This window comes from Enterobacter sp. 198, from assembly GCF_009025585.1.
In the GTDB taxonomy this organism is placed as follows: domain Bacteria; phylum Pseudomonadota; class Gammaproteobacteria; order Enterobacterales; family Enterobacteriaceae; genus Enterobacter; species Enterobacter ludwigii.
Genome location: NZ_WCIM01000022.1, coordinates 145,974 through 157,430, shown reverse-complemented (window position 1 = coordinate 157,430; position 11,457 = coordinate 145,974). Strand labels below are relative to the sequence as shown.

At 57.3% G+C, this 11,457-nt stretch carries 10 protein-coding genes; 3 read left to right on the top strand and 7 right to left on the bottom strand.

From position 1 onward, the window contains the following. Nucleotides 1-56: 56 nt before the first annotated feature. Complete coding sequence (locus F8561_RS13575; RefSeq protein WP_014169230.1) at nt 57-467, top strand: YbhQ family protein; 411 nt, start codon at nt 57-59, stop codon at nt 465-467. On the opposite strand, the gene F8561_RS13570 is transcribed toward F8561_RS13575, so the two are convergent. The 5 genes from F8561_RS13570 to cecR are packed head-to-tail and all read right to left on the bottom strand — an operon-like array spanning nt 429 to nt 6,069. Beyond that, complete coding sequence (locus tag F8561_RS13570) at nt 429-1,535, bottom strand: ABC transporter permease (protein ID WP_014169231.1); 1,107 nt, start codon at nt 1,533-1,535, stop codon at nt 429-431. The two genes, F8561_RS13575 and F8561_RS13570, sit on opposite strands and share 39 nt — an antisense overlap. Nucleotides 1,536-1,544: 9 nt before the next feature. Beyond that, entirely contained in the window at nt 1,545-2,678 is a 1,134-nt protein-coding gene (locus tag F8561_RS13565) for an ABC transporter permease (protein WP_148576498.1), read from the bottom strand. Then, entirely contained in the window at nt 2,668-4,407 is a 1,740-nt protein-coding gene (locus tag F8561_RS13560; RefSeq protein ID WP_151887585.1) for an ATP-binding cassette domain-containing protein, read from the bottom strand. The genes F8561_RS13565 and F8561_RS13560 overlap by 11 nt, the downstream gene beginning before the upstream one ends. Then, a complete protein-coding gene (hlyD, locus tag F8561_RS13555) occupies nt 4,400-5,395 on the bottom strand; it encodes a secretion protein HlyD (protein ID WP_151887584.1) in 996 nt (331 codons plus the stop codon). The genes F8561_RS13560 and hlyD overlap by 8 nt, the downstream gene beginning before the upstream one ends. Beyond that, the gene (gene cecR / locus F8561_RS13550; RefSeq protein WP_014169235.1) at nt 5,392-6,069 is read right to left on the bottom strand and encodes a transcriptional regulator CecR; all 678 of its coding nucleotides are present in this window, start codon (nt 6,067-6,069) and stop codon (nt 5,392-5,394) included. Before cecR ends, hlyD begins: the two co-directional genes overlap by 4 nt. A 237-nt stretch (nt 6,070-6,306) precedes the next feature. Here cecR and rhlE point away from each other — a divergent pair, with 237 nt between their 5' ends. Both rhlE and dinG read left to right on the top strand, forming a co-directional pair. Then, nucleotides 6,307-7,695 carry an ATP-dependent RNA helicase RhlE gene (gene rhlE / locus F8561_RS13545; protein ID WP_020884924.1) on the top strand — a complete coding sequence of 463 codons (1,389 nt, stop codon included), beginning with the start codon at nt 6,307-6,309 and terminating at the stop codon, nt 7,693-7,695. Nucleotides 7,696-7,791: 96 nt separating this feature from the next. Beyond that, nucleotides 7,792-9,969, top strand: coding sequence for an ATP-dependent DNA helicase DinG (gene dinG / locus F8561_RS13540; RefSeq protein WP_151887583.1), 2,178 nt, complete (start codon nt 7,792-7,794; stop codon nt 9,967-9,969). On the opposite strand, the gene F8561_RS13535 is transcribed toward dinG, so the two are convergent. Together F8561_RS13535 and F8561_RS13530 are read right to left on the bottom strand one after the other, a co-directional pair. Continuing rightward, the gene (locus F8561_RS13535) at nt 9,956-10,459 is read right to left on the bottom strand and encodes a fimbrial protein (protein ID WP_047366379.1); all 504 of its coding nucleotides are present in this window, start codon (nt 10,457-10,459) and stop codon (nt 9,956-9,958) included. The genes dinG and F8561_RS13535 overlap by 14 nt on opposite strands. Nucleotides 10,460-10,464: 5 nt before the next feature. Then, complete coding sequence (locus tag F8561_RS13530) at nt 10,465-11,454, bottom strand: fimbrial protein (protein ID WP_020884921.1); 990 nt, start codon at nt 11,452-11,454, stop codon at nt 10,465-10,467. Between the last annotated feature and the right edge of the window lie 3 nt (nt 11,455-11,457).

Sequence of the window (11,457 nt, the reverse complement as noted above, 5' to 3'; positions counted from 1 at the left end):
TTCCGTAAAGTGCGGTAGTCTGATTAAGCAGAGAAAAATCCTTCAGGAGAGAAGCCATGAAGTGGCAACAACGCGTTCGTGTCGCAACTGGCCTGAGTTGCTGGCAGATAATGTTGCATTTACTGGTCGTGGCCGTACTGGTGATGGGCTGGATGAGCGGCACGCTGGTGCGGGTCGGCTTAGGGCTATGCGTCCTCTATGGCGTCACCGTACTGTCGATGCTGTTTTTACAGCGCCACCACGAAGCACGCTGGCGTGAGGTGGGTGATGTGCTCGAAGAGCTCACCACCACCTGGTACTTTGGTGCGGCGATGATTGTGCTTTGGTTGCTGTCGCGTGTGCTGCAAAACAACCTGCTGCTGGCCCTGGCCGGTCTGGCAATCCTCGCAGGGCCTGCCGTGGTCTCGTTACTGACCAAAGAGAAAAAGCTACGCGATGTTTCGTCTAAACATCACGTACGCCACTGAGCCCGTCGTGGCCGCTATGATCAGTAGCGGCCACAAACTTCCCCAGACAATGTCCAGACTCGCATCCTTCAGATAGATCTGCTTGGTGATATCCGTGAAGTGCCGAATCGGGTTTATCCACGTCAAATCCTGTAACCATACCGGCATGTTCTCGACGGGTGAGACGTAGCCCGAAAGCAAAATCGCCGGCATCATAAAGACGAACACGCCAATAAATGCCTGCTGCTGGGTAGAGCAGAGCGCGGAAATCAGCAGTCCAAACCCGACCAGCGACAGCCCGTAAATCACCATCGTGAAGTAGAACAGCGCCAGCGAACCGGCGAACGGGATCTGATAGGCCCATATTCCCACGCCCAGCACGATGGTGGCCTGGAAGGTCGCGACAATCAGCGCCGGAACCGCTTTGCCGACGAAAATTTGCCATGTTGCGAGCGGGGAAACCAGCAGCTGATCGAGCGTCCCCTGTTCGCGCTCACGGGCGACGGAGAGCGATGTTACGATCATCACTCCGATGGTGGTGATCATGGCGATCAGCGATGGCACCACGAACCATTTGTAATCCAGATTCGGGTTATACCAGTTGCGCACCACCAGCTCGCTGTTGTTGGGTTTCGGTTTCCCGTCCATCAACTCCTGTTGGTAATCTTTCACCACCTGCTGAAGATAGTTGGCTGCAATCTGGGCGCTGTTGGAGTTGCGCCCGTCGAGGATTAACTGCATTGGTGCCGTCTGGAAGGTATCCAGGTTGCGGGAAAAATCGGCCGGGAAACGCACCAGCAATAACGCTTTTTGCGTATCGATGGTGGGCTGGATCTCCTGCGGGCTTTTCAGCAGCAGGATGTGGGTAAAAGCCTTCGCGCGGGCGAAACGCTGCGTCAATTCGACGGAATGTTTGCCGTTATCTTCGTTATAGATAGCAATGGTGGCGTTAGTCACCTCCAGCGTGGCGGCAAACGGGAAGAGCAACACCTGAAGCAACACCGGTAATACCAGAATGGCGCGCGTCTGCGGCTCGCGCAGCAGCGACTGCAGCTCTTTGCGTATCAATGTCCATAAACGGTGAAACATGTTTGCTCCTTAATCCAGACGCCGTTTGGTCTTTATCCACGTCAGCCCAATAAACATCGTTGCCGATGCCAGCAAAAACAGCGTGTTGATGATCAGCACCACCGGAATATTCCCCGCCAGGAACAGGCTTTGCAGCGTACTCACGAAGTAGCGCGCCGGAATAATGTAGGTCACGGCACGGATCACGGCGGGCATGCTGTCTATCTGGAAAATAAACCCGGACAGCATAATCGACGGTAAAAAGGCGGCGTTCAGGGCCACCTGCGCGGCGTTGAACTGGTTACGGGTGATGGTGGAGATAAGCAGCCCCATCCCGAGGGTGCTCAGTAAAAACAGACTGGTGATAAAGAAGAGCACCACCAGCGATCCGCGGTACGGCACGCCGAGGATAAACACCGAGACCAGCATGCAGAGCAGCATCGCCAGCATGCCGAGGAAGTAGTAGGGGATAAGCTTACAGAGCAGCAGTTCAACCCGTGTGACCTCGGTAGACAGCAGCGCTTCCATGGTGCCGCGTTCCCACTCGCGGGCAATCACCAGCGAGGTCAAAATGGCGCCAATAACCGTCATGATGATGGTCACCGCACCCGGGATAATAAAATGCTGGCTAATGGCCGCAGGGTTAAACCAGTAGCGCGTCTGCACGTCGATCAGCGGTTCGAAGGTTTCCCCGCGATCTTCGGCGCGCTGCATTTGCCACAGCTGCCAGATGCCCTCCACATAGCCTTGTACAAAGTTCGCGGTGTTTGGCTCGCTGCCGTCAGTGATCACCTGCACCGGCGCACTGGCATCGGTGCGCGCCATGTTGGCGGCAAAATCCACCGGGATCACCACCATCCCGCGTATTTTCCCGGCCTGCATCATCTGGATTAGCGCCTGCCGGTTGTCACTGATGGTGGCGTCGATGTAAGGGGAGCCGGTCATGGTGTGGGTGAAATCAAGCGCCTCTTCGCTCTGCTGCTCCAGCAAAATCCCGACCCGCAGTTTGCTGGAGTCGAGGTTGATCCCGTAGCCAAAGATAAAGAGCAGCAGCAGGGGGATCACCACAGCGATCAGCCAGCTGCTGGGGTCACGCACGATCTGGCGCGTCTCTTTGATACACAACGCACGCACCCTGCGCCATGAAATGGCGTTATTGCGCATGGGCATTCTCCTTATCCCAGTCGTGGATGAGGGTAATAAACGCCTGTTCCATGGTCGGGTCCGGGACCTCGTCATCGGCGGCCTGTTCTTTCAGGTCGTCCGGCGTACCGTGGGCAATCAGCTTGCCGCGATACACCAGCCCGATGCGGTCGCAGTATTCCGCCTCATCCATAAAGTGGGTGGTTACCATGACCGTGACCCCTTTCTCCACCATGCTGTTAATATGCAGCCAGAACTCGCGGCGGGTGAGGGGGTCAACGCCGGAGGTCGGCTCATCGAGAAACAGGATATCGGGCTCATGCATTAATGAGCAGGCCAGCGCCAGCCGCTGCTTGAAGCCGAGCGGCAGTTCGTCGGTGGCATGGGAAGCAATGCCCGTCAGGCCAAAGGCCTCGCTCATGCGGTGGATTTTCTCGTTCTGCGCGCGTCCCCGCAGGCCGTACACGCCGGAGAAAAAGCGCAGGTTCTGCTCGACCGTCAGGTTGCCATACAGCGAGAATTTCTGCGCCATATAGCCCAGATGCTGACGCGCCTTGCCGGAGCTGACCTTCAGGTCCATGTCGAGCACCAGCGCTTTCCCCGAGGTCGGTACCAGCAGGCCGCACATCATCTTAAAAGTGGTCGATTTCCCGGCGCCGTTTGGCCCGAGCAGGCCAAAAATCTCACCGCGTTTCACCGCGAAATTGACGTTATCGGTGGCGGCGAAATCCCCAAACTTTTTGGTGAGGGATTTGGCTTCAATCACCGTTTCACCCGGCGTACCTTCAACCGTGTGCAGGATCGCGGCGAGGGGGGATTCTGATGTCCCTGCGCCGCCGAGCAGATCGATAAACGCATCTTCAAAGCGTGGCGCGGTCTCCTCCATCTCAATTTCAGGCATACCCGGTGCACGGCGTATATCGTCCGCGGTCGCCTCTTTCGTGAGGATCACGCGCACCGAACGGCCCTGAATCATTCCATCGCTGACCTGAGGTAGCTTTAGCACCCGCTGCAGCAGCTGACGGTTGGAGGCCTGGGCGCTGTGCAGCAGGAAGCTGCGTCCAGCCATGCTCTGCGTCAGCGTGGTCGGCTCTCCCTGATAAAGCAGTTCACCTTCGTTCATCAGCACAACGTCACGGCACTGTTCCGCTTCATCAAGGTACGAGGTGCTCCAGAGGATCAGCATCCCATCGCCGGCTAACTCATGCACCATCTGCCACAGCTCGCGGCGCGAAATCGGGTCGACGCCCACGCCAGGTTCATCGAGCAAGAGAACCTTCGGCTCGCCCACCAGCGTACAGGCCAGCCCCAGCTTCTGTTTCATCCCGCCGGAGAGCTTGCCCGCCAGCCGGTCGGTGAAGGGGCCAAGCGAGGTAAATTCCAGCAAACGGGCAAAGGTCTTCTGACGGGCTTCGCCAGTGACGCTGCGCAGGTCAGCATACAGATTAAGGTTTTCCATCACCGTCAGGTCTTCATACAGACCAAACTTCTGCGGCATATAGCCCAGCATGGCATGGAGCGCGCCATCGTCTTTAATCGGGTCGAGTCCGAGCACGCTGGCGGTTCCTTCATCGGGCTTTAACAAACCCGCCAGCATCCGCATCAGCGTTGTTTTGCCTGCGCCGTCCGGGCCAACCAGCCCGGTCACATAGCCTTTCTGAATGGTACAGTTCAGCGGGGCGACGGCAGGTTTTTCCATCCCCGCGAAGCGTTTGACCAGATTGTTGAGCTGAATAATCGCGTCATTCATGTCGTTCCCCGTCGCTGACTTTTACGGTGACAGGCATGCCCTGACGCAGCGCGTCGTCGGCATCGGTCACGATGATGCGCAGGCGATAAACCAGGTCGGTACGCAGATCCGGCGTTTCAACCGTTTTGGGGGTGAATTCAGCCGTCGGTGACACAAAGCCAACTTTGCCATGATACGGTTTATCCGGCCGACTGTCGGTGTAGAGCAGCAGCTCGCGTCCCGGCTGCATCTGGCCGAGATTAGGTTCATCAATGTAGGCGCGCACCCATACCGGACGCGTCAGAGAAAGCGTCAGGACGGTGCTCCCCGCGCTTAACATGCTGCCCGGCTCCACGGCGCGGGTCATCAGCGTGCCGTCAGACGGGGCAATGAGCGTGGTGTCGTGCAGATCCAGTTCCGCCTGCGCCAGCTGCGCCTGCGCCTGTTCCAGGCTGGCTTTTGCCTGCGCGATGTCCTGCGGGCGGTTACCGGTGTGGTACTGGCTTAATTTATCCTGGGCGGATTTCAGCGTCGCCTGGGCCTGGTCGCGGGAGGAGCGGGCGTTTTCCAGGTCGTTGGCGGAAATGGTGCGGCTTTTCCACAGTCCCTGCTGACGGGCATAGAAGTTTTGCGCGTAGTCATAGGCGGCCTGCGCCTGTTTTACCGCGGCGGCGGCCTGAGCAATCTCTTCGTCACGGTAGCCGGCCAGCATCAGGTCATATTGCGCCTGCGCCACGGAAACGCCTGCTTTCGCCTGCATCAGCGCGTTCTCGTACGGGGCCTTGTCGAGCATCCCCAGCATCTGACCGGTTTTGATGGTATCGCCCTCATCAACGGTGAGGGAGGCCAGGCGCCCCCCGACGCGGAAACTCATATTCACGGTGCGAATATCGACGTTACCGTACAGCGTCAGGCCTCTGTCCTGGTGACTTTGATACCACAGCCAGCCGCCGATACCTGCGGCAAGCAGAACAACGACCACCAGAATGATGGCGACAGGTTTTTTCATGACTTCAGGCTCCTTTGCGTTAAGCCTTGCAGGATCAGATCGAGATGACAGGTGATGACCTGGCTAATCTGCGCGGCTTTATCCTCATCAAATTGTGTCCAGCCGGTGCGTAACAGGATCGTTTCGCGCCCAAGACGGAAGGCGAGAATTTCACCCAGCAGGGCGTGGGTATGCAAAATAGTCTCGGTATCGTCGGCGTCTCGTCCGGTATAGGCCGCGATCAGCCGGGTCAGGTGCGTATGCATCGGGGCAATCACCTGATCGTGCACTCGCTGGTAAGCCGCCGTAGGGGAGAGCTGCTCACGGGAGATGAACTTACTCAGGCTCAGCGTCTCGTCGTGGGTCAGCAGGCGAATCATATTGTCGCAGGCGCTGATAATCAGCTGCCTGATGGCGGCGCGATCCGGCGACGGCTGGCTCAATAGCCCGCTGGCCTCTTCAACGTGTGGCCGAAAATGGTTACCGATAAAGTCGGCGATCCACTGGGCACAGGCGAGGTACAAATCCTCTTTTGAGCCAAAATAGTAGGTAATGGCCGCAATGTTTTGCCCGGCCTGCGCTGCGATGTCCCGCGTGGTGGCATGCAGACCATATTCGCCAAACTGCGCCAGCGCGGCGGCAATAAGCTGGTTTTTGGCCTGTTCACCTTTCGATGTCGTTGGGGTCGTATTCATGGCGGTTTTAAAAATTAATCAATCGATTGATTAACATTATGCCCGGTTGCCCTTTTTGTCCAGTGACCACACGGCGGGAAATCTTTCGTCAACGCAGCGCCGCGGGATATTTTATGCGCCACGTCACAAAACCTGCTACACTCCGCTGCTTCACGACATTGTGGTTTTTGTCCTTCCCTATTCGTTATATCTCCCTGAAAACTACACCTGTGATGGTCGGGGCGGTTCGGAGTTTTTATGTCTTTTGATTCCCTTGGCCTGAACCCTGAAATTTTGCGCGCTATCGCAGAGCAGGGCTACGTCGAGCCAACCCCAATCCAGCAGCAGGCTATTCCGGCCGTTCTGCAGGGCCGCGACCTGATGGCCAGCGCCCAGACCGGTACCGGTAAGACCGCGGGTTTTACCCTGCCGCTGTTAGAGTTGCTGGTAAAAAATCAGCCGCACGCCAAAGGACGTCGTCCGGTGCGTGCCCTGATCCTCACCCCAACGCGTGAGCTGGCGGCCCAGATTGGTGAGAACGTGCGTGAGTACAGCCGCTATCTCAACATTCGCTCGCTGGTGGTTTTCGGTGGAGTAAGCATTAACCCGCAGATGATGAAGCTGCGCGGTGGCGTGGACGTGCTGGTGGCAACGCCGGGTCGTCTGTTGGATCTTGAGCACCAGAATGCCCTGAAGCTTGATAGCATCGAAATCCTGGTGCTGGACGAAGCTGACCGCATGCTGGATATGGGCTTTATCCACGACATTCGTCGCGTGCTGGCTAAGCTGCCGCCGCGTCGTCAGAACCTGCTGTTCTCTGCCACCTTCTCTGATGAGATCAAGGCGCTGGCGGAAAAACTGCTGCATAACCCGCTGGAAGTGGAAGTGGCGCGCCGTAACACCGCCTCTGAGCAAATTACCCAGCACGTGCACTTCGTTGATAAAAAGCGTAAGCGGGAACTGCTCTCCCATATGATTGGTCAGGGCAACTGGCAGCAGGTGCTGGTCTTTACCCGTACCAAGCACGGCGCTAACCATCTGGCGGAACAGCTGAATAAAGACGGTATCCGCAGCGCGGCGATCCACGGCAACAAAAGCCAGGGGGCACGTACCCGCGCGCTGGCTGAATTTAAATCCGGTGACATTCGCGTCCTGGTTGCCACCGACATTGCTGCCCGTGGTCTGGATATTGAAGAGCTGCCGCACGTCGTAAACTACGAGCTGCCAAACGTACCGGAAGACTATGTTCACCGTATCGGTCGTACCGGTCGTGCGGCGGCAACCGGTGAAGCGCTTTCGCTGGTGTGTGTGGATGAACACAAACTGCTGCGTGATATCGAACGTCTGCTGAGAAAAGAGATCCCGCGCATCGAAACCCCGGGCTATGACGTGGACCCGTCCATCAAGGCGGAGCCTATTCAGAATGGCCGTCAGGGCGGCGGCGGTGGTCGTGGTCAGGGTGGCGGGGGGCGCAGTCAGCAGCCGCGTCGTTCTGAAGGCGGTGCACCGAAAGCCGCGGGCAAACCTCCGCGTCGTAATACAGAGGCTAAGCCAGGCGGTGAAAGCCCATGGCGTAGCGGCGAGGGGAAACCGGCAGGGGAAGGGCAGCGCCGACGCCGCCCGCGTAAACCTGCTAACCCGCAGTAATCTGGAAGCCCGGTCGTAAAGCCGGGCTTTTCTTTTGCGGCAGCGGAAAGAAAGTGCCACAATAGTGGCTGTTTATACAGTATTTCAGGTCCTCCGATGGCTTTAACCGCGGCGCTCAAAGCGCAAATTGGCGCCTGGTATAAGGCGCTACAACAGCAGATCCCCGATTTTATCCCCCGAGCGCCTCAGCGGCAGATGATTGCTGATGTGGCAAAAACGCTCTCCGGGGACGACGGACGACATCTGGCGATTGAAGCCCCGACGGGTGTCGGGAAAACCCTTTCGTATTTAATCCCGGGCATTGCCATTGCGCGGGAAGAGCAAAAAACGCTGGTGGTCAGCACCGCTAACGTGGCCCTGCAGGATCAAATCTTCAGCAAAGACCTGCCGCTGCTGCGCAAAATCATCCCTGAACTGCGATTTACAGCCGCCTTTGGCCGTGGGCGTTATGTGTGTCCGCGCAATCTCGCGGCTCTCGCCAGCAGTGAGCCCTCTCAGCAGGATCTGCTGGCCTTCCTGGATGATGAACTGACGCCGAACAACAAAGCGGAACAGGAGCAGTGCGCGAAGCTAAAAACCGAGCTCGACAGCTACAAGTGGGACGGCCTTCGCGATCACACCAGCCATGCCATCAGCGATGATTTGTGGCGCAGGCTCAGCACCGATAAAGCCAGTTGCCTTAACCGCAACTGCCACTACTACCGCGAGTGCCCGTTCTTTGTCGCACGGCGGGAGATTCAGGAAGCGGAGGTGGTTGTCGCTAACCACGCGCTGGTCATGGCCGCGCTGGAGAGTGAGGCCGTCCTGCCGGAGCCCAAAAACCTGCTGCTGGTGCTCGATGAAGGCCACCATTTGCCGGATGTGGCGCGGGATGCGCTGGAGATGAGCGCCGAAATCACCGCGCCGTGGTTCCGCCTGCAGCTGGATCTGTTCTGCAAGCTGGTGGCGACCTGCATGGAGCAGTTCCGCCCGAAAACCACGCCGCCGCTGGCGGTGCCCGAGCGGCTGAGCGAACATTGCGAAGCGGTCTACAGCCTTATTGCTTCCCTGAATAACATCCTCAATCTTTATCTCCCGGCGACCCAGGAAGCAGAGCATCGCTTTGCGATGGGAGAGCTGCCCGACGAGGTGATGGAGATCTGCCAGCAGCTGGCGAAGCACCTTGAAAAGCTGCGCGGGCTGGCGGAGATGTTCTTAAACGATCTCAGTGAGAAAACCGGTACCCACGACGTGGTGCGTTTGCACCGCATTCTGCTGCAGATGAACCGTGCGTTGGGCATGTTCGAAGCCCAGAGCAAGCTCTGGCGTCTGGCCTCGATGGCGCAGGCGTCCGGAGCGCCGGTCACCAAATGGGCAACCCGTGACGTGAAAGACGGACAGGCGCACCTGTTTTTCCACTGCGTGGGGATTCGTGTTGCCGATCAGCTGGAAAAGCTTATCTGGCGCAGCGTGCCGCACGTGGTAGTGACTTCCGCGACGTTGCGTTCCCTGAACAGTTTCTCCCGTTTACAGGAGATGAGCGGGCTGAAAGAGAAAGCCGGCGACCGTTTTGTGGCGCTGGATTCGCCGTTTAACCACTGTGAACAGGGCAAGCTGGTCATTCCGCGCATGAAGTATGAGCCGCTTATCGACAACGAAGAACAGCACATTGCCGAAATGGCAGCGTATTTCCGCGAGCAGCTGGAGAGTGAAAAATATCCCGGCATGCTGGTCCTGTTTGCCAGTGGAAGGGCGATGCAGCGTTTTCTGGAGCACGTTACCAACCTGCGATTGCTGTTGCTGGTGCAGGGCGATCAGCCCCGCTACCGGCTGGTAGAGCTGCACCGCAAACGCATTGATAACGGGGAACGTAGCGTACTGATCGGGCTGCAGTCATTCGCGGAGGGGCTGGATCTGAAGGGGGATTACCTGACGCAGGTGCATATCCATAAAATCGCCTTCCCGCCCATCGACAGCCCGGTCGTCATCACCGAAGGTGAATGGCTCAAAAGCCTCAATCGCTATCCGTTCGAGGTCCAAAGCTTACCCGCGGCATCGTTTAATCTGATTCAGCAGGTGGGGCGTCTCATCCGTAGCCACAGCTGCTGGGGAGAGGTGGTGATTTATGACAAACGTCTGCTCACCAAAAACTACGGCCAGCGGTTACTCAACGCTCTGCCTGTTTTTCCGATTGAACAGCCGGACGTGCCCGACGTTAAAAAACGTCCGGCAAAACCTGCCGCCGGGCGGCGTAAAAGCATCCGTACGAAGGGGCGCGGGCCTACTGGTAAGTAAAGGTCACCTGGACCACGCTGTTAAACGTTCCGGCGGTGACGGGCAATGCGCTGGCATAATAGCGGGCAGCCAGAGGAAACGTTGCCGTGTGGTCCACTGAGTTAACCGGAACGTTAAAGGCTGCCTGCGGGGCAATGAGTATATTGTCCTGGCGGTCTGCCAGTTCCAGAGCCAACCCTTTCGCACTGCCGATATTGGCGAATTTTGTCGGGTGCGTACTGTCGGCCTGACCATAGAAAAAGGCGGTCGCCAGCGCAAGTGTGGGAGGGCAATGTGAGACCGAGAGCGTAAAGTCTTTCCACGCGCCGGTATCGCCCACATTTTTAAAATCCCCTGTTACCGCCTGGCCTAAATCCACCGTCAGGTTGCGGCTGGCGCTGTCAATAATGCAGGTGTTGGCGTAAATATTGCCTGTCATCTGGATCTGAATATCGTCCGCCTGTGCCCGGACAATCAAGCCGAGAATCAGGATCGCAAGTGTCTTTTTCATGTTGGTCACTTATAAGCCAGAGTGATCGTCGCCACGGTATTGGCCGGCCCCGGTGTCACCACGTTGCTGACCTGTTCGTAACGAACCTCGAACGGTATTCGCAGGGTTTCGTTGGCGATGGCCTGGCTTCGGGTGCTGACATAGGTGTCAAAGGTGGCGAGATGGTCATCAAAGAGCATTCTCACGCCCACGCCGGTTGCCATGCCGTTCTGCTGAGTCAATTTGATCACCCCTTCGAATGCCGTTTCGTAGCCGTTTGCGCTGGTCACCTTTAGCTCAGGCTGGACGGTGCTGTCGCAATTAATCGTGACGTCAAAGTTTTGTGCAGGGCTGGATAGCAACCCAATACTGATAAAATCACTGACGGGAAAATCGCCCAGGTTCACGGTGAGATTTTTGGGCAGGACAGAGCAGGTAACCGTTTCGAGGTTCACATTGCCCGCATAGGAAATCGTATTGGGATCGCTGATGCCTTCATGCTGATAAACCCCGACGCCAAATTTAGACTCCGCCTGAGAAAGCGAACCTGATTTGACCGTATTGCTCGTTTTCACCAGTTCCAGCGTGACATTAAAGTTAAAGGACTCAGAAATGTCGTTGGAGACATAGCCCAGCGGCGTGCCGCTTGAGTTACAGTAAATTCCCCCGGCGCCGGTAATTCGCTGGCCTTTGTCATTCATCAGCGCTACGCCAATTCCTTCCAGCCCTGATTCATACACCCCAGAAAGACCGGGGATCTCCAGACCTGCGCCGTAATAGCACGCAACAATCGGAAGCCCGAAGTCAGAAGGGTTATAGCAGTTGCCCGCCACGTGAACGGTCTGCTCGGTACCCGGAATGGTGGCACCTACCGGCAACGTGCTCGAGACGGATACGGAGGCCACATTAATCTGTTTTGGTAGGTCGGATGAGGTACAGAGCGCGTTAGCATGTGGCATAAATAACGCGGCGGTTCCCAGGACCAGGAAGAAAAAGCACTGTTTAATCATTTGCATAAT

What these genes read in the sequence shown, in the direction of transcription:
- rhlE (WP_020884924.1), top strand. Translation starts at nt 6,307, where the DNA reads ATGTCTTTTGATTCCCTTGGCCTGAACCCTGAAATTTTGCGCGCTATC.
- F8561_RS13575 (WP_014169230.1), top strand. Translation starts at nt 57, where the DNA reads ATGAAGTGGCAACAACGCGTTCGTGTCGCAACTGGCCTGAGTTGCTGG.
- hlyD (WP_151887584.1), bottom strand. Translation starts at nt 5,395, where the DNA reads ATGAAAAAACCTGTCGCCATCATTCTGGTGGTCGTTGTTCTGCTTGCC.
- dinG (WP_151887583.1), top strand. Translation starts at nt 7,792, where the DNA reads ATGGCTTTAACCGCGGCGCTCAAAGCGCAAATTGGCGCCTGGTATAAG.
- F8561_RS13570 (WP_014169231.1), bottom strand. Translation starts at nt 1,535, where the DNA reads ATGTTTCACCGTTTATGGACATTGATACGCAAAGAGCTGCAGTCGCTG.
- F8561_RS13530 (WP_020884921.1), bottom strand. Translation starts at nt 11,454, where the DNA reads ATGCAAATGATTAAACAGTGCTTTTTCTTCCTGGTCCTGGGAACCGCC.
- F8561_RS13560 (WP_151887585.1), bottom strand. Translation starts at nt 4,407, where the DNA reads ATGAATGACGCGATTATTCAGCTCAACAATCTGGTCAAACGCTTCGCG.
- F8561_RS13565 (WP_148576498.1), bottom strand. Translation starts at nt 2,678, where the DNA reads ATGCGCAATAACGCCATTTCATGGCGCAGGGTGCGTGCGTTGTGTATC.
- cecR (WP_014169235.1), bottom strand. Translation starts at nt 6,069, where the DNA reads ATGAATACGACCCCAACGACATCGAAAGGTGAACAGGCCAAAAACCAG.
- F8561_RS13535 (WP_047366379.1), bottom strand. Translation starts at nt 10,459, where the DNA reads ATGAAAAAGACACTTGCGATCCTGATTCTCGGCTTGATTGTCCGGGCA.